This is a genomic window from Candidatus Competibacteraceae bacterium (assembly GCA_016713505.1).
Classification (GTDB): Bacteria; Pseudomonadota; Gammaproteobacteria; order Competibacterales; family Competibacteraceae; genus Competibacter_A.
Genome location: JADJPA010000001.1, coordinates 1,518,646 through 1,536,642, shown reverse-complemented (window position 1 = coordinate 1,536,642; position 17,997 = coordinate 1,518,646). Strand labels below are relative to the sequence as shown.

14 protein-coding genes are annotated in these 17,997 nt (G+C 63.2%); 8 read left to right on the top strand and 6 right to left on the bottom strand.

Translation table 11 applies throughout. The annotated features are described in order from the left end of the window. The first annotated feature begins 11 nt into the window (after positions 1 to 11). From rng to pmbA, 5 genes are read left to right on the top strand one after another with little or no spacing between them, the layout of a single operon-like run. The gene (gene rng, locus IPK09_07005; GenBank protein MBK7983361.1) at positions 12 to 1,517 is read left to right on the top strand and encodes a ribonuclease G; all 1,506 of its coding nucleotides are present in this window, start codon (positions 12 to 14) and stop codon (positions 1,515 to 1,517) included. Next, positions 1,517 to 5,419, top strand: a complete 3,903-nt coding sequence (locus tag IPK09_07000; protein MBK7983360.1) for a TIGR02099 family protein — start codon at positions 1,517 to 1,519, stop codon at positions 5,417 to 5,419. Before rng ends, IPK09_07000 begins: the two co-directional genes overlap by 1 nt. Before the next feature lie 12 nt (positions 5,420 to 5,431). Continuing rightward, positions 5,432 to 6,253 (top strand): carbon-nitrogen hydrolase family protein, encoded by an 822-nt coding sequence (locus IPK09_06995; GenBank protein MBK7983359.1) that lies wholly within the window; start codon positions 5,432 to 5,434, stop codon positions 6,251 to 6,253. A 7-nt stretch (positions 6,254 to 6,260) separates the two neighbouring features. Then, the gene (tldD, locus tag IPK09_06990) at positions 6,261 to 7,706 is read left to right on the top strand and encodes a metalloprotease TldD (protein ID MBK7983358.1); all 1,446 of its coding nucleotides are present in this window, start codon (positions 6,261 to 6,263) and stop codon (positions 7,704 to 7,706) included. Between the two features lie 42 nt (positions 7,707 to 7,748). Next, positions 7,749 to 9,104 (top strand): metalloprotease PmbA, encoded by a 1,356-nt coding sequence (gene pmbA, locus IPK09_06985; protein MBK7983357.1) that lies wholly within the window; start codon positions 7,749 to 7,751, stop codon positions 9,102 to 9,104. 66 nt (positions 9,105 to 9,170) lie between these two features. Here pmbA and IPK09_06980 read toward each other — a convergent pair whose 3' ends face one another. Continuing rightward, on the bottom strand, positions 9,171 to 9,407 hold the full coding sequence (locus IPK09_06980; protein ID MBK7983356.1) for a sulfurtransferase TusA family protein: 237 nt from the start codon (positions 9,405 to 9,407) through the stop codon (positions 9,171 to 9,173). A gap of 128 nt (positions 9,408 to 9,535) precedes the next feature. Here IPK09_06980 and IPK09_06975 point away from each other — a divergent pair, with 128 nt between their 5' ends. From IPK09_06975 to phaC, 3 genes are all read left to right on the top strand, one after another. Next, positions 9,536 to 11,014 carry a M48 family metallopeptidase gene (locus IPK09_06975; protein ID MBK7983355.1) on the top strand — a complete coding sequence of 493 codons (1,479 nt, stop codon included), beginning with the start codon at positions 9,536 to 9,538 and terminating at the stop codon, positions 11,012 to 11,014. 88 nt (positions 11,015 to 11,102) lie between these two features. Then, positions 11,103 to 11,702: a hypothetical protein gene (locus tag IPK09_06970; GenBank protein ID MBK7983354.1), complete on the top strand. Its 600-nt coding sequence runs from the start codon at positions 11,103 to 11,105 to the stop codon at positions 11,700 to 11,702. After that, the gene (gene phaC, locus IPK09_06965) at positions 11,699 to 12,754 is read left to right on the top strand and encodes a class III poly(R)-hydroxyalkanoic acid synthase subunit PhaC (protein ID MBK7983353.1); all 1,056 of its coding nucleotides are present in this window, start codon (positions 11,699 to 11,701) and stop codon (positions 12,752 to 12,754) included. The genes IPK09_06970 and phaC overlap by 4 nt, the downstream gene beginning before the upstream one ends. 52 nt (positions 12,755 to 12,806) lie before the next feature. Here phaC and phaR read toward each other — a convergent pair whose 3' ends face one another. From phaR to IPK09_06940, 5 genes are all read right to left on the bottom strand, one after another. Beyond that, positions 12,807 to 13,376, bottom strand: a complete 570-nt coding sequence (gene phaR / locus IPK09_06960) for a polyhydroxyalkanoate synthesis repressor PhaR (GenBank protein ID MBK7983352.1) — start codon at positions 13,374 to 13,376, stop codon at positions 12,807 to 12,809. 58 nt (positions 13,377 to 13,434) lie between these two features. Further along, positions 13,435 to 14,181, bottom strand: a complete 747-nt coding sequence (gene phbB, locus IPK09_06955; protein MBK7983351.1) for an acetoacetyl-CoA reductase — start codon at positions 14,179 to 14,181, stop codon at positions 13,435 to 13,437. A 56-nt stretch (positions 14,182 to 14,237) separates the two neighbouring features. Further along, positions 14,238 to 15,419 (bottom strand): acetyl-CoA C-acetyltransferase, encoded by a 1,182-nt coding sequence (locus tag IPK09_06950; GenBank protein ID MBK7983350.1) that lies wholly within the window; start codon positions 15,417 to 15,419, stop codon positions 14,238 to 14,240. 320 nt (positions 15,420 to 15,739) lie between these two features. Next, positions 15,740 to 16,756, bottom strand: a complete 1,017-nt coding sequence (locus IPK09_06945; protein MBK7983349.1) for an esterase-like activity of phytase family protein — start codon at positions 16,754 to 16,756, stop codon at positions 15,740 to 15,742. Between the two features lie 35 nt (positions 16,757 to 16,791). Beyond that, positions 16,792 to 17,847, bottom strand: coding sequence for an AI-2E family transporter (locus IPK09_06940; GenBank protein ID MBK7983348.1), 1,056 nt, complete (start codon positions 17,845 to 17,847; stop codon positions 16,792 to 16,794). Between the last annotated feature and the right edge of the window lie 150 nt (positions 17,848 to 17,997).

Sequence of the window (17,997 nt, the reverse complement as noted above, 5' to 3'; positions counted from 1 at the left end):
ATGACCACCGTATGAGCACGCGCGCCGAAGGCGGCACCGGCGACGAAATCCTGATCAACGTCACGCCACGGGAAAACCGGGTCGCCGTGGTCGAGAACGGCGTCTTACAAGAGATCCTGATCGAACGGGCCGACAAGCGCGGCTTGGTCGGCAACATCTACAAGGGTCGCGTCGCACGGGTCTTGCCCGGCATGGAAGCGGCGTTCGTGGATATCGGACTGGACCGGGCCGCCTTTTTGCATGTGTCCGACATCCGGTCTGAATCCTTTGCCGACACCGCCAACGGCGCCGGCGGTTCCAACGGCGAACGGCTTCCGCTCATCACCGAGCTGGTGCGCGAAGGTCAAGAGCGGGTGGTGCAGGTCATCAAGGACCCCATCGGCACCAAGGGAGCGCGGCTGACCACGCACATCACCTTGCCGTCCCGCTTTCTGGTGTTTTTGGCCGATTCCGATGTCGCGGGTGTTTCGGTCAAGATCGACGGCGAGCGCGAGCGGCAGCGCTTGAAGGAAGTGGTCAACGCCTTTCGCACCGAATTCGGCGGGGGCTACATCGTGCGCACCGCCGCCGAAGGCGCGGAGTCCTGGGCGCTGCGGGCCGACATGCAGTTCTTGCAGCGCTTGTGGCGCTCCATTCAGGAACGCATCGCGCAAACGGGCGGCAGCGCCGCGCTGTATGAGGATTTGCCGCTGGTGCTGCGGGTGCTGCGCGATTTCGTCGGCGACAGCGTGGAAAAAGTCCGCATCGACTCACGCGAGACGTGCCAGCGCATGTTGGAATTCGCCGACAAGTTCGTGCCGGAGATGGTGCCCCGGCTCGAACACTATCCCGGCGAGCGGCCGATCTTCGAACTGTACGGGATCGAGGATGAAATCCAGCGGGCGCTGGGCAAAAAAGTGCCGCTCAAATCCGGCGGTTATCTGATCGTCGATCAGACCGAAGCGATGACCACCATCGACGTCAACACCGGCGCTTACGTCGGCCATCGCAACTTGGAAGAAACCATCTTTAAGACCAATCTGGAAGCCGCCGCCGCCATCGCCCGCCAGCTGCGGCTGCGCAATCTGGGCGGCATCATCATCCTCGATTTCATCGACATGGCCAGCGAGGAACACCAGCAGGCGGTATTGAAAGCCCTGGAGAAACATCTGGAGAAGGATCGCGCCAAGAGCCACATCTCCCAGGTATCGCCGCTGGGTCTGGTGGAAATGACTCGCAAGCGCACCCGCGAGAGCCTGGAGCAAGTCCTGTGCGAACCCTGCCCGTTGTGCGACGGTCGGGGCTCGATCAAGACCGCCGAAACCATCTGCTACGAAATCTTTCGCGAGCTGTTGCGCGAAACTCGCCAGTATTCGCCGCGTCAGTTCGTGGTGCTGGCCGCGCCGGACGTGGTGGATGCGATGCTGGATCAAGAATCGCACAGCGTGGCGCAACTGGAAGCGTTCATCGGCATCCCGATCAAGTTTCAAGCGGAAGCCTTGTATACCCGCGAACAATACGACGTGGTGTTGATGTGATGTGGCATCCACACGGTATGCCGCGCCGTTTGCTGCGTTGGACGCGCCGGCTGTTACTGGCGCTCTTGTTGCCGGCGCTGCTGTTGGCCGGATACGCGCAGTGGTGGGTGCTGCCGCGTCTCGATGGTTACCGCGACGATCTGGCGGGCGCGCTGAGCGATTATCTGCGAGCGCCGGTACGGATCGAAGGGTTGACGGCGGTTCGGGACGGCTGGCGGCTCGGCCTGCGGCTGCGGGACATCAGCCTGCAAGACCCCGGCCGGGATGCCACGTTAGCCCATTTTTCCCGAGCGGTGATCGCGCTGGATTTGTGGCGCTCGCTGCGAGAATGGCGGCCGGTGCTAAACCGGGTCCGGCTGGAGGGCGTCAATCTGACGTTGGAACAGGGGCCGGACGGAGCGCCGCGCCTGCTGGAGGTCGCCGGCGATGCGCGAACCGCGACAGCGCTGCCAGAATTCGGGCGCTGGCTGTTCTCCTTGCCCAGGCTGGAGATCGTCGGCGAGCAACTGGCCGTGCGCCGGCCCGACGGGGTCGGCGTGCAGCTCGAACATCCTTACCTGCAACTCCAGCAAATTCCGACCGGCCAGCGCTTGACCTTCGCGGCCGAACTGCCGGCCGGCTCCGGCGAGCGGCTTCAGTTGGAGATCGAGCGCGCCGCCGCTCCGGCGAGCGCTCCCGGAACCGAGCAAGGCACCTTCCTGTTGCGCGCCGACCGGCTCGAATTGGCCGGCTGGCCGTTGCCGCTGACCTTTGACGCCGGTCAGGCGGCCTTGGAACTCAGCGGCGATTGGCGAGACTGGCGACCGTCCCGGTTCGATGGCCGCGTGCGGCTGAAACAGGCGGCGTTAACAGCGGACCCGCGCGCCGCCTTGCTGAAAACGTGGCTGGCCCGCTGGAGCGACAGTGAAGCGCGCTTCGACTGGCGGCGTCAGGACGACGGTTGGCAATTGCAAGGCCAGCTCCGCCTTGGCGACGATAAAGGCCAGAGCATCCGCCAGCCGAGCTTCGAACTGAACCGGACCGCGTTGGGATGGCAGGGCAGGGCGCTCGCTGTGCAGGCTCAGGACGTACTGGCCTGGGCCACGCCTTGGCTGGACGAACCGGCCCGCCGCTGGCTGATTCCGCTGGAGGTGCGCGGCGAACTGCCGGAACTCGCGTTCCAGGCGGACGCCGCGCTTGCCGATTACTATGCGACCGTGCAATTGCGCGACGTGGGGTTTCAATCGGTTCGAAAATTGCCGGGGTTCGACGGCGTGAGCGGCGTCCTGAAGTTTGGCGCGGCAGGCGGCCGGCTCGAACTGGACAGCCGCCGGGTGCGCGTGGATACCGCGGGCCTGTTCCGCGCGCCGCTCGCCCTCACTACCATGACCGGCGCAGTGGACTGGTGGCGCTCCGATTCCGGTTTGCGTCTGGAAAGCGACGGCTTGGCGGTGGCCAACGCCGATCTCAACGGCCGGTTTTGGGGCAGCGTGCTTTTGCCCGACGCCGACAAACCCTTATTGGATATCAAAGGTCAGTATTGGGAGGTCCGAGGCGATCAGGCAAAGCGCTACTTGCCGGTGGCCGTGATTCCGCCCAAGGCGGTGGCGTGGCTGGACCGGGCGCTGGTCGGTGGCCGGGTGCTGTCCGGGGATGTGGTGTTCCGGGGTCCACCCGCTCGCTTCCCCTTCGACGGCGGTGAGGGATTGTTCGAGACGCGCTTTCGAGTCGAAAACGCCATACTGGATTACATGCCCGGTTGGCCGCGGTTCGAACAGGGACGGGCCACAGTGACGTTCCGCAATCGCAGTTTGCGGGTTGAGGCGGAAGCCGGCCGCTTGGCGGATGGCACGGTGGAAAACGCCGCGGTCAGAATCGATGATTTGGACAAGGTGGTCATCGAGGCTAAAGGACGGGTCAAGGGGAGCGGCGCCAGCATGTGGCAGGTGTTGGCGGACAGCCCGGCGGGCCGCGCGCTGGGTGAGGATTTGCCGGCCTTGCGCATCCGCGGGGACACCACGCTTGATTTGCAGTTGACCCTTCCCTTGGATTCCCGTCCCGGTGAGGTGCGAGGCCAAGTCAACTTGCAGGATAACACGATCGGTCTGACCGCCTGGAACATCGACCTCGACCGGCTGCGCGGTGCGGTGCGGTTTACGGAAGCCGGTTTGGAGGCGAAAAACGTCCAGGCGCTGTTGCAGGGCCAGCCGATCCAGCTCGATCTAGCCTTGATCGGTCGCGAAGGCCAGCGCGATTTGCAGGCGCACCTGCGAAGCCGCCTGGCGCTACAAGCCTTGCTGGATGAGCCGGCCGCCCTGCTGGAGACTTATCTCAACGGCAAGAGCGAGTGGGAGGCGGTGCTGACCATTCCGACCCAGCGCCTGGAGCGGCCGAACGCGCCGGCTTTCGCCTTGGAACTCGCCTCGAACTTGCGCGGCACCGCCGTCTATCTTCCTGCCCCGCTGGGCAAGACCGCCGCCGAAACCCGGCAATTCAAGCTCGGCGTGCAACCTTCCGTGGCGGGAACGACCTTGAAGGCCGGACTGGAATACGGACCGCTGGTGCGGGCCGCGCTGGAATTGGGCGATTTTCCGCGCCAGCCGCGCTTCGAGCGCGGCGAACTGCGCGTCAACGCCGGCGCGGCGACGCTACCGGATGGGCCGGGGCTGACGGTGGTGGCCGATCTGCCGCGCTGGAGCCCACAGCTTCCCGCCGGCCGGGCGGCTTTAAAGCCGCCCGCCGGCAACGCGCCCGCCAAGCGGCGCGCGGGATCAGCCAAGGCGTCGGGCTCCAAACCGACCGCTGGCGCTTGGCGCTTCTTGCGCGGCGTCGAGGCCCGCATCGGCGAGCTGGTTCTCGGCGGACGCTCTTTCTCTCAGGTCACGGTACAGGCCAAGCGGCAGCAAGACGGCCTGACGATCGATTGCGAGGGAGAGCGCTTGTCCGGGCGGATTACCCTGCCTGATGAACCGACCCCGCAGCGTCCGGTGCGAGCCGACTGGCAACGCCTGTTCGTCGGTCCGTCGGTCGAGCGCCCGGACCAGCGCGACAGCTCGGCCGAGGTGGACCCCCGGCAGTTGCCGCCGCTGGTGCTGAACGTGGCGGATTTGCGGGTCGGCGAGGCGGCGTTGGGCCGGTTGCGGGTGAGCGCGCTGCCGCGCCCGGACGGCATCCGCTTGCCGGAAATCCGCTTGGACGCCGAAAGCCAGCGCATCGAAGCCAGCGGCGACTGGTGGTCGAGCGGCGCGGGCCAACAGTCCAAACTCAACGCCGCGTTGCGCGGTCGGTCGCTGGGAGAAACGCTGGCGGCCTTCGGCTATCCGGGCAGCGGCGTCGAGCGCGGCGAAACCGAAGCCGATTTGGCGGTCGAATGGAAAGCGGGGTTGCCCGATTTTGCGCTGGAACAGCTCGACGGCACCTTGAAACTGCAAGTCGGTCCGGGACAGTTGCGCGATATCAAGCCTGGCTTGGGGCGGCTGATCGGCATGTTGAACGTGCAAAATCTGACCCGCCGGCTCAACTTCGATTTCAGCGACCTGTTCCAGCCGGGCATGGGATTCGACCGCATTTCGGGCGAGTTCGCCTTCAAACACGGTAATGCCCGCACCGAAAATTTGGTGGTTGAAGCCCCGTCGGCGCGCATCGAAATCTGGGGCCGGATCGGACTGCAAGCGCGTGATTTCGATCAGATCGTCACGGTGGTGCCCAATTTTGGCGGCACGCTGCCGGTGGCCGGGGCGATCGCCGGTGGGCCGGTGGTCGGCGCGGCGGTGTTCGTCGCCGAACGCTTGCTGCAAAAAGATATCGAACACGCCACGCGCTATCGCTACGCCTTGAAGGGCTCCTGGGACAATCCGGTGATGGAGTCTTTGCAACAATCACCCGCTCCCGCTCAAGCGGAAGGGTTCGCCAGCGATCATTGAGAGGTTAAAATCATGCCGATTCTGGCCGCCGTCCAAATGGTTTCCGGACCCGGCGTCGCCGAAAATTTGGCGGCCGCCGCCGAACTGCTTGCCCGAGCCGCCGCCAATGGCGCGCGATTGGCGGTATTGCCGGAAAATTTTGCCCTGATGGGCCGCCGGGAAAGCGACAAGCTGGCGGCGCGCGAGCGCGAAGGCGACGGGCCGATCCAGGCGTTTCTGGCCGAGCAGGCCGCCCGCCACGGTTTGTGGCTGGTCGGCGGTACGATTCCGCTGCGGGCTGGCGACGACGAACGGCGGGTGCGGGCGGCTTGTCTGTTGTTCGATGATCGAGGCCGGCAAGTGGCCCGTTACGATAAGGTGCACTTGTTCGACGTTTGCGTCGTCGGCAGTGCGGAGCGCTACGCCGAATCGGCCACCATCGAACCGGGCGCGCGTTATGTGGTCGCCGATACCCCGCTGGGCCGGTTAGGATTGGCGGTGTGTTACGATCTACGGTTTCCAGAGCAGTTTCGCGCCATGGTCGAGCAGGGCATGACGATTGCCGTGCTGCCGGCGGCGTTCACCGCCGCCACCGGCAAGGCGCACTGGGAAACGCTGCTCAGAACGCGGGCTATCGAGAATCAGTGCTACGTGGTGGCCGCGGCTCAAGGCGGGTTTCATGCCAACGGTCGGGAAACCCACGGCGACAGTGTGATCGTCGATCCGTGGGGTGAGATTTTGCACCGGTTGCCGCACGGGCCGGGAGTGGTGTGGGCCGAATTCGACCTGGAACGGCTCACGCAGATCAGACGACAATTTCCAGCCTTGGAACACCGGGTAGCGGTGGCAATGTGAAAACACCATGACGACCGATTCTCTCGCGCTCGCCCGCCAGCGGTTGCTGGTTCCCGCCGGCCTGGGCGAGGACGATCTACAGCGCACGCTGTCCTGTCTGTTGGGTCATGCCATCGACGGTGGCGATCTGTATTTCCAACTGCGCCGGGCCGAGTCCTGGGCGCTGGAGGACGGTCAGGTCAAACAGGCCAGCCACGCCATCCAGCACGGGGTCGGCGTGCGGGCGGTGAGCGGTGAAAAAACCGGTTTTGCCTATTCGGACGAGATCGTGCCGACGGCCTTGCTGGAAGCCGCGACCGCCGCCCGCGCCATCGCCCGCCACGGCGGCGCGGGCCAGCTTCAGATGTGGCGAAGCAACGGACGAACTGCCCTGTATCAGCCGCTCGATCCGCTGGAGAGCTTGACGGCCGAGGCTAAGATTCGGTTGCTGGAGCAGGTGGACGCCGAAGCGCGCCGCCAGGATCCGCGCGTCGCTCAGGTGATGGTCAGCTTGGCCGGCACTCAGGATACGATTCTGGTGGCCGGCAGCGACGGCACGTTGGCCGGCGACGTGCGGCCGCTGGCGCGGCTGAACGTGACGGTGATCGTCGAGCAGCAGGGCCGCCGCGAACAAGGCAGTTCCGGGGGTGGCGGCCGCGTCGCCTACGGCTGGTTTCTGGACGAGGAGCGCGCCCTGCGGCACGCCAGGGAGGCGGTGCGGCTGGCGCTGGTCAATCTGGAGGCCGTTGCCGCGCCTGCCGGCACCATGACCGTGGTGCTGGGGCCGGGCTGGCCGGGTATTCTGCTGCACGAGGCCATCGGCCACGGCCTGGAGGGTGATTTCAACCGCAAGGGCACCTCGGCGTTCAGCGGTCGGATCGGCGAGCGGGTGGCGTCGCCGTTGTGCACCGTGGTGGATGACGGCACCCTGGCTAACCGGCGCGGCTCGCTCAACATCGACGATGAAGGCACCCCGACCCAATGCACGACCTTGATCGAGCGCGGCGTGCTGAAAGGCTATTTGCAAGACAAGCTCAACGCCCGCCTGATGAAAACCGCCTCGACCGGCAACGGCCGGCGCGAATCCTACGCTCATTTGCCGCTGCCGCGCATGACCAACACCTACCTGCTGGCGGGCGCGCACGACCCGTCCGAAATCATCGCGTCGGTGGAGCAGGGCCTGTACGCGGTCAATTTCGGCGGCGGCCAGGTCGATATCACCTCAGGCAAATTCGTGTTTTCCGCCAGTGAAGCCTATCTGATCGAAAACGGCCGGGTGACCCGACCGGTCAAGGGCGCGACCCTGATCGGCAACGGCCCGGACGTGTTGACCCAGGTTTCGATGGTCGGCAACGACCTCAAGCTCGACGCCGGCGTCGGCACCTGCGGCAAGGACGGCCAGAGCGTGCCGGTCGGCGTCGGTCAGCCGACTCTCAAGGTGGACGCCCTCACTGTCGGCGGGACCCAGGCTTGAAACCCTTCACCCACCCGACCGCTCCCTGAAATTCCCTCGCCCATGTCCGAAGCCATCGCTCGCACCGCCGCGCCGTTGCCCGCGCGCGAACACTTGGAAACCCTGGTCGCCGACATTCTCGCCGAAGCCCGCGCCCAAGGCGCCACCGCCGCCGAAGCCGCCGTCAGTTTCGGCGGCGCGCTGTCGGTCACGGTCCGACTCGGCGAGGTGGAAACCTTGGAGCACCACCGCCAACGCGGCCTTGGCGTGACGGTCTACATCGGCCAAAGCCGAGGCTCGGCCAGCACCGCCGACTGGCGGCCGGCAGCGATCCGGGACACGGTGCAAAGCGCCTGCGCCATCGCCCGTCACACCGCCGCCGATCCCTATGCGGGGCTGGCCGATCCCAAACGTTTGGCGCGAGAGGCGCCGGAACTCGATCTTTATCATCCTTGGGCGCTATCGGCCGAGGACGCCATCGTGCTGGCGCGCGACTGCGAGGGCGCGGCGCTGGCGCACGATGCGCGCATTCGCAATTCCGAAGGCGCCAGCGTCACCACGCACGCCGGCTTGGTGATCTACGGTAATTCCGATGGTTTTTACGGCGGCTATCCGACCACCCGCCATTCGCTGAGCTGCTCGGTGATCGCCCAGGATGACAGCGGGATGCAGCGCGATAACTGGTATACGTTGGCCCGCGACCGGGCGAGCTTGGAGGCGCCGAGCGCGGTCGGCCAACGCGCCGCGCGGCGGGCGTTGCGCCAGTTGGGCAGCCGGCAATTGGCGACCCGGCAGGCGCCGGTGCTGTTCGCGCCGGAACTGGCGCGCGGGTTGATCGGTCATTTCACCGCCGCCATTCGCGGTGGGGCGCTGTATCGAAAAGCCTCGTTTCTGTTGGGGCGGTTGGGCACGGCGGTTTTTCCGGCGTTCGTGACGCTGCGCGAGCAACCTCATTTACCGAAGGGTTTGGCCAGCGCGCCGTTCGACAACGAAGGCGTGGCGACCGCCGACCGCGATCTGGTGAGCGACGGGGTGCTGCAAGGGTATGTGCTGGACAGTTATTCGGCCCGCCGGCTAGGGATGGAAACCACCGGCAACGCCGGCGGCATCCACAATCTGATCGTCGAACCGGGTCCGCTCGATCACCACGCCTTGCTGCGGCAGATGGGAACCGGCTTGTGGGTCACCCATCTATTGGGTCACGGCGCCAATTTGGTCACCGGCGACTACTCACGCGGGGCGGCGGGATTTTGGGTGGAGAATGGCGAAATCGCCTACCCGGTCCAGCAAATTACTATCGCCGGCAATCTTGCTGACATCTTCCAGCACATCGTCGCGATCGGTAATGATGTGGATGCGCGCAGCGGCATCCGGTGCGGCTCCCTGCTGGTGGAACGCATGACGGTGGCGGGAGAATGAGCCGACCGGTCGGGGGATTCGATGGCCCGGCGTTCGGGCGGCGAGGAGCCGCTGCGACGGGATCGGTCAACGCTCCCGCTTGCGCAGTAGAAAGTAAAATCGACCGCCTTGCTCGCACGTTTCCAACAAGGCGTGGCCCATTTGTTGGCTGAAGACCGTGAAATCCCGGACCGATTCAGGGTCGGTGGCGATCACGCGCAAGACCTGACCCTCGCAGAGGCTGGCCAGCGCTTTCTTGGCTTTGAGAATAGGCAGCGGGCAGTTTAGCCCGGAGGTGTCGAGTTCGGTGTCGAAAGCACTCATGATGGCGCGGTAAAACCGTGGAGCGATGCCGGCATTGAAGCACGGCTAGCCGGGCGGTGCAAATCCAGGAACCTCCACCTTGAGACTGAGTTCCAAGCAAGATATTCTAACTCATTTTCGGTAATTTCATGCCACGACGCCTCGTTCCTTTCATATTGGGCCTGAGCCTCGGTTTGACGCCGGCGCTCCCGCTTGCGGCGCAACCGCTCAACCTGCCGGATATCGGCGATCCTTCAGCGGCGTATTTTGGCGCTGATGAGGAACAGCGGATGGGATTGGATATCATGCGGCAGTTGCGACAGCGCGGCATGATCATGGAAGACGCGCAATTGACAGGCTATCTCGATTCCATCGGGCAAAGCATCGTGACTTACGCAGACCAAAACGGCGTGCCGTTCACGTTCTTTCCGGTTCGGAGCGCCGGTATCAACGCCTTTGCGCTGCCGCATAATTTCATCGGCATCAACGCCGGATTACTGCTGGCCACGGAGCGGGAAGACGAACTGGCCGGCGTCATCGCTCACGAAATCGCTCACGTCTCGCAAAAGCACATCGTGCGCGCCGTCGCCGACATGCGGCGCATGGCGGTGCCGCTGGCGGCGGCCATGGTCGCTTCGGTGGCGTTGGCGGCGGCCAGCAAGCAGGCCGGCCAGGCGGCGATGGTCGGCTCGATGGCGGCCGGCGCCCAGCATCAGATCAACTTCACCCGCGCCAACGAGCAGGAAGCCGACCGCATCGGGATGCGCTTGTTGGCGAAAGCGGGGTTCGATCCTCGGGGGATGAGCGATTTTTTCACCAAGTTAGAACGCTTGGCCGGCACCTCTAGCGATCAGGTTCCGGAAATGTTGTTGACCCATCCCCGGCCGGAAAGCCGCGCCGCTGACATCCAGGACCGCGTCGAACTGCCGCCGCCGGTCCGGCGGACGACCCCGCGCGACCGTAACGCCTATGAATTCGCCAAGGCGCGGGCGCGCGTGCTGATCAGCGAGGATATCCATTCCCTGATTCGCGAGCTGGAAACTCGGCTGGCCAGGAGCGATTCAGCCAATGAGAGCGCCACGCGCTACGCCTATGGGCTGGCGCTGCGGCAGGCCGGCCGCTACGACGAAGCCCGGCAACAGTTTGGCCGTTTGCAAAAAAGCGATCCCGACCGGCTGGCGTTTCGGATCGAAGCGGCGGAGCTGGCGTTAGCCAAAGGGGAGTCGGAACAGGCATGGCGGCAGTTCGAAGACGCTCGTGAGCTGTATCCCGATGATTTCGTGCTGGCGATGCATTACGGGCGGGCCCTGGCTACCCAGGGCGATCCGAGACGGGCCTTGCGCGTGTTGCAACCGCACTTGAGCCGCCATCCCAACGATCCCACCTTATACGCCACCTACGCACAGGCTGCCCAGCGCAGCGGCGATATAGCGGCGACTCATGCCACCATGGCCGAATATCACTATCTGAACGGCGAGCTGTTGCCCGCCATCGAACAGTTGGAGCTCGGGCTGCGGCGCGGTGGCGCCTCCCCGAACCAGCAAGCGCAGTTACGGGCGCGGCTCAAACAAATTCGGGCCGAGGCCATCGCGCAGAAACTGCCGGTCGGGAAGCCCGATTCACCGTGAGCGAAGCGCGCCGGGCGATCTTTGCCGACGGGAGGCGAATCCGCTGACTATACTTAGCGGGCCTTTGCACTTTTCAGACGCCATTGCCATGACCGAGCCAACCGACACTTCTGCCGTTCCCAATCCGTTCGATACCGAATTTCTGATCAAGCAGGCCCGCAGCTACCTCGCCTTCGGCGAACAGATGTCCGCCTTTTCAACGCAGTTTCACGACCAGCTCCAGCAGGGAGGCGGCGACTGGGGCGCGCTACTGCGACAGCATTTCGACCAGTTCAAGACCGCGACCATCGAAGCCTCGGGCGATCCGCGCGCTAACCCGGAGATGGCTCAGCTCTGGACGCAGATGATGGAGTTATGGCGGCAATCCACGGCCTCCCTGGGGCTCAAGGGCCCGTCGGCGGAGGGTGACACCGAGGCTTGGCAAAATTACCAACAGGTTCAGAACCACTATCTCGACTTTTTGCGTCAGTCGGCCAAAGCGGCGCTGGATCTGATGGAGCAGCAATTGCACGAGCGCGCCAACGCCGGCAAACACATCGACAGCCTGCGCGAGCTGTATAACTTGTGGGTGGATTGCAACGAGAAAACCTACGGGCAAATGTTGCGCGGCATCGACTACAGCGAACTCAACGGTCGCTTGTTCAACAGCCTGTTGGGCTGCTATCCGAAAGGAGAAACCCGCTCATGATCGGTCTGACCCCCGAACGCATCATGGAGGAAATCCAAGGCTATCACGCTCGTCTGACCGAGGGCATGGCAACCCTGCGCAACATCGGTGAGATCGAAGCGGGCGTGTCGCCCCGCGACGCGGTGTACCGGGAGGATAAGCTGACGCTGTACCGCTATCAGCCGCGAGTCGCACAGCCGCGCCCCATCCCGCTGTTGATCGTCTACGCGCTGGTCAATCGACCCTACATGATGGATATTCAGGAAGATCGCTCCATGATCCGGGGCTTGCTGGAGGCCGGCGTGGATGTCTATCTGATCGATTGGGGCTATCCAGATGCCGGCGACCGGGGATTGACGCTCGGCGACTACATCCATCGCTACATCGCCCACTGCGTCGATCATCTGCGCGAGCGCTGCCAGCAAGAGTCCATCAATGTGTTGGGTGTTTGTCAGGGCGGCGCCTTGAGCTTGTGTTTTTCAGCGCTTTATCCGGAGAAGGTCCGCAATCTGGTCACCATGGTGACCCCGGTGGATTTTCATACGCCGGACAATCTGCTGACCCATCTGATCCGCCATGTAAACATCGATTTGCTGATCGACACGCTCGGCAACCTGCCGGGCGCGATGCTGAATTTCGCCTTCCTGTCGCTGAGTCCGTTCCGGTTGGCCGGCCAGAAATACGTGGATCTGGTGGATATCCTGGATGATGTCGACGCGCTGAAGAATTTTTTGCGAATGGAAAAATGGATCAACGACAGCCCCGATCAGGCCGGGGAGGCGTTCCGCCAATTCGCCAAGGATTTCTTTCAGCGCAACAAGCTGATCAGGGGCGAGGTGGTCATCGGTGACCGGCGTGTGGATTTGCACCAGTTGACGATGCCGATCCTTAACGTCTATGCGACCCAGGACCATCTGGTGCCGCCCGCGGCGTCCAAGGCGCTAGCTGGCTTGCATGATAGCCGGGACTATTCGGAACTGTCGTTCCGGGGCGGTCATATCGGCATCTATGTCAGCGGTCGCGCCCAACGCGAAATCCCACCCGCCATCGCCGCTTGGCTATTAGCTCGGTAGCCCTTAAGGACAAGCTTGCCGCGGACCACGCGCAGGCTGAAAACGCGAAATTTCAGCCTTGCTCTTTTTTGTTTTTGCGTTCCTTGCCGGTTTTTTCCGGTTTGGCGGTTGACGGTGTGGCGGTTTCGGCTGAGATGGGGGATTGATGAGGGGCGGGAAGAGAATCGCCGGGCGGGCCGGGCGGCGCATATTGTTGCAGTCGCTCGTTGACGCTTTTCCACAATGACAGATTGTGCTCCACCAGTTCGGTCATCATGGCCAACGGGTTCTTGCCGATGAAGGTTCGCATCTGTTCCCGGAACAGGTGCTGCTGGTCAACGAAGGCTTGCAGGCTCTTTTCCAGGTAATTGCCCATCATGCCCTGAAGGGTGTCGCCGTAAAAGCGGATGATGTGCGCCAGCACTTCCGTGGTGAAGATCGGATTGCCTTGCTCTTCCTGTTCGCTGATGATCTGCAACAGAATGCCGCGCGTGATATCGGAGTTGGTTCGGGCGTCGATCACCTGAAAATCGGCGCGCTCCAACACCAACTGCTTGACGTTTTCAAGGGTGATGTAGCTGCTGACGGCCGTGTCGTAAAGCCGGCGGTTCGGGTATTTCTTGATGATGCGCGGTTCGCTCATAATAAATCTGGGAAAAACGGCGGCGCCACCGGTGAGGTAGCGCCGCGCGAATCAAACATTAGGTGTGGTAGTAAAGACCACCGTTAACCGTGATATCTTCACCCGTGATGTAGCCAGCGTCATCGGAGGCCAGGAAAACGACGGTGCGCGCGATTTCGGAAGGCTCGCCCAAGCGACCCACCGGAATGCCGGCGACGACTTTCTCCAATACTTCCGGCTTGATGGCCCGCACCATTTCGGTGCCGATATAGCCCGGTGAAATCGAGTTAACGGTCACGCCTTTCTTGACGCACTCTTGCGCCAGCGCCTTGTTGAAACCGTAAATGCCCGACTTGGTGGCGGAGTAGTTGGTCTGACCGGCTTGACCCCGCAGGCCGTTCACCGAGGCGATGTTGACGATGCGACCCCAACCCCGCGAGGTCATGCCCTCGTACACCTGCTTGCTCATGTTGAAAACGCTGTACAAATTGGTCTTGATGACCTGATCCCATTGTTCGGGAGTCATCCTGTGGAACATGGCGTCACGGGTGATACCGGCGTTGTTGACCAGGATTTCGATCGCACCGACTTCCGCTTCGATCTTTTTGCACACTTCGGCGCAGGATTCGAAGCTGGTCACGTCCGCCAGATAAACGGGGATATCGAAACCTTCCGCCTTGCGGTCGGCTTTCCATTTGTCGACGGCTTCGGGTTTGAGGCCGCTGTAATCGACGGCCACTGCCTTCCGACCCGCTTCGGCCAACGCTATGCACATGGCCGTGCCCAAACCGCCGATACCGCCCGTAACGACTGCGACTTTAGACATGCTATTTTCCCTCCTCGGGTTTGTTGTGGGTATAAAAGAACGATTTTCGCGGTTGGCTAGTCGCGCTCGACGGCGAGGGCGACGCCTTGGCCGCCGCCGATGCACAGGGTCGCCAAGCCCTTCTTGGCGTCGCGGCGGACCATCTCATGCAGCAGGCTGACCAGGATGCGGCAGCCGGAGGCGCCGATCGGGTGACCCAGCGCGATGGCGCCGCCGTTGACGTTTACTTTAGCAGTATCCCAGCCCATTTCCCGGTTGACGGAGATGGCCTGGGCGGCAAAAGCCTCGTTGGATTCGATCAAATCCAGTTGATGCACCGTCCAGCCGGCTTTCTTCAGGCAGGCGCGAGACGCGGGGATCGGGCCGGTGCCCATGATTTTCGGATCGACGCCGGCCTTGGCGTAAGCGGCGATCCGCGCCAAGGGCTGCAAGCCCAGCTCGCGCGCCGCGCCGGCGGTCATGACCAAAACGGCGGCGGCGCCGTCGTTGATGCCCGACGCGTTGCCGGCGGTGATGGTGCCATCCTGCTTGAAAGCCGGTCGCAGCTTGCCCAACGCGGCGGCGGTGGTGCCGGCGCGGGGAAACTCGTCGGTGTCGAACACCAGCGGATCGCCCTTGCGCTGCGGAATCTGGATCGGCACGATCTCGTCCTTGAACCGGCCGGCGCCGATCGCGGCCACCGCTTTATCCTGAGAAGCGGCGGAGAAAGCGTCTTGCTCTTCGCGAGAAATGCCCCACTGGGCGGCGATGTTCTCGGCGGTGATGCCCATGTGGTAGTGGTTGATCGCACAATGCAGGCCTTCGTTCAGCATGGAATCCACCAGCCGGGCGTCACCCATGGTGGTGCCGCGCCGCGAGCCGAGCAGCAGGTGCGGAGAAAGGCTCATGTTTTCCTGGCCGCCGGCGATGACGGTGCGGTTGTCGCCGTCGCGGATGGATTGATACGCCAGATGTACCGCCTTGAGGCCGCTGCCGCAGACTTTGTTGATATTCAGGCAGGGGACTTCGATGGGTAAGCCGGCGTTCAGCGCTGCGGTTCGCGCGGGGTTTTGGCCGGTTCCCGCCGTGAGAACCTGCCCTAAAATGACTTCGTCGATCTGCTCCGGTCTGACGCCGGCTCTCTCCAACAAATGCTTGATGACTTGGGCGCCTAACAGGTTTGCCGCGACCGTCGACAGCGAACCCATGAAAGTGCCGATCGCAGTCCTGGCGGCTGCAACGATGACGACCTCTTCCATCGAGTAACCTCCGAATAACCGCTTTTAGTGGGGGGCGACGTTTTGCTGGCGCCGGTCAGGGTGAGAGCTGTGCATTCAAGGTATTTTTGATTATGACAAACAGCAACCTGAGCGTGACCGCCAAAAAGCGAAAACGTATTTAAGCTCGAAATACTGAAGCTTGTCAGTATCTTTGTCAACCCATTCAGGGGTTGCGCGGCGACGGGTTCGGCAATGATCGACCGGCCCGCCGCGCGGGGTCGGGAGCGGCGTTTGCTGGATTTGCAAAAGCGCCGGCCCGAGCGCCGCAAGAAACCCGGCGGGTCGAGCGAGCGGCGCTTTCAAGGCCGTTGGGATCCGGCCTGGAAAGGTAGTAGTTCGAAATAGGCCAGTAAAGTGCTTTGCCAACCGTTGCAGTTGTCGTCGCTGATCATGAAAAACCGCTGCTCGCGATGGCGAGTCAGTCCTTCGAAGTTGTCCAACAGCCAGTCCTGGCCGCTGTCGAGCACCGCGACATCGTCGACCTTGAGCAAACCGCTTTTCCCTTGAAGCGGCAGTTCGGTCCGGCGCAGGCTGATGGTGAAAGGTTGAAAGACCGAGACGAAGGCGCGTTCCAGGGTCAGCAAACCACCGTCCGGTAGCGCTTCCATCGCCACCAGCGCGCTGCTGGGCGCACTGCCGAGCGGATAGAGCCAGAAGCGGCCGCGGGTGGAAAAAATCCGGATCAACTCGGCGGGATCGTTGCGCAGCGCGATTTCAGAACCGGTCAAAATGCCCCAGCGTGGGTCGATGGTGACCGCCTCAAGCGATTGATTGCTGCCGCGGTAGTTGGCGACGTTGCGCAGCGTGGCGGGCAGAGGGACTTCACCCAGCCAGCGGCCGGTCGGGTCGTAGCGAACCAAGCGCGGTTTGGCCTCGAACGAGACCAGCAGTTCGGTATCGCCCGGACGGTGGTGATCGCCATGACGGACAGCCAAGCCTTCGCTATCGTTGAAAGGCCGACTCACGGGCTTGCCCGTCGCGTTTTGTAAGGGATGGGCGGCCAGCACCTTCAGGTCGCTCAGATAGCCTCGCTCATCGAAAATCGGGGACAAGTGGAAGAGCGCGCCTCGGTCGGAAATCGCGTACAACACACCCGCCGCGTCGTCCCAAGCCAACCCGGACAAACCGCACAGTCGCGAACCCCCGATCTCGGCGTCCGCCAGCCGTAAAGCGCCGAGCAGCCGAATGCCTTGATAGCGCTCCCCAGGATCGAGCCGGCGATTCAGCGCATGCGGCGTTGCCTTGAACGCCTGCGGGATGCAGGCGCTGATTGGGAGTAGACCCAGCAGGGAAAAGAGCGCGATCAAGCGAATCATGTGAGTTCCATGCGGCGCGGGCGAGTTTCGCCACGTCATTGGCGATAGAAAATGCTTTGCAGATATTCATCGTGGACATGGCGCAGCACCACCGCGATGACCGCAGCGATCGGCAGCGCCAGCAAAATGCCGAAGAAGCCGAACAAATGGCCGCCGGCCAGCACCGCAAACAGCACGGCCACTGGATGCAAGCCGATGCGGTCGCCGACCAGGCGTGGCGTCAGAATAAAATCGCTGATCAGTTGACCGACCCCGAATACGACCAGCACCGGAACGATGCTGAGGTAGTTTTGGAATTGCAGCACGGCGGCGATGCTGGCGACGGCGATGCCGACAATCAGGCCCAGATAAGGTACGAAGCTGACCAGCCCGGCCAGTAGCCCGATCAGTAGCGAGAACTCCAGGCCGACGATCGCCAGCCCCGCCGAGTAGATGATCCCCAGCGCCCCCATCACGATGAACTGACCGCGCAGGAACGCACCGATCACTTCGTCCGACTGTTGCGCCAAGCGGCTCACCGTCGCTTCGATGCGCCGCGGCACCAGGTCATGAAGCTTGGCGACCAGCCCATCCCAGTCCCGCAGGAAATAAAAGGTCACCACGGGGACCAGCACCAGATTGGCCAGCCAGTTGAAGACGGCGGTGGAGGAGGCCCGAAAGGATTCCATCAGGCCGCTGGCCAGATGGCCGATTTCCTGCGTGTAAGCCGTCAGTTGCGTTCGCAGGTAGCCCAGATCGAACATCTCTGGATCAAGGCCCAGCGTATCCCGCAGCCACGGCAGGATACTGGCTTGAAACCAGCCGACATAGGTCGGCAGGCGCTGCATGAGCGCTTTGAACTGGTGTGTTGAAAGCGGGATGAGCAGCAGCAGCAACACTAACACCAGCAGGAGTAAGGCGCCGAACACCAGCGTCACCGCCCAGGAACGCGAGATTTTGTGCGTTTCCAGCCAGTCGATCAGCGGATCGCCCAGATAAGCGAGCAGGGCCGAAAACAGAAACGGGGTCAGCACCGGGGCCAGCAGGTAGATCCCGCCCAGAAAAACCAATCCCACAATCGACCAGAAGCGTGTTTGTGACCCGCGAAGCATGTACTATTCCTCACGAAAAGGACGCTAAAACGGTTCGGACCAGCCGAGAGCGAGCGTGGGGGCGACGGTGCTCCTGACAATCCAACTCGCCCTGACGCGCCGCGCGGCGCGCCATCGGCGCACGGGCCGGCTGAAGGGGCTTGCGGGGAG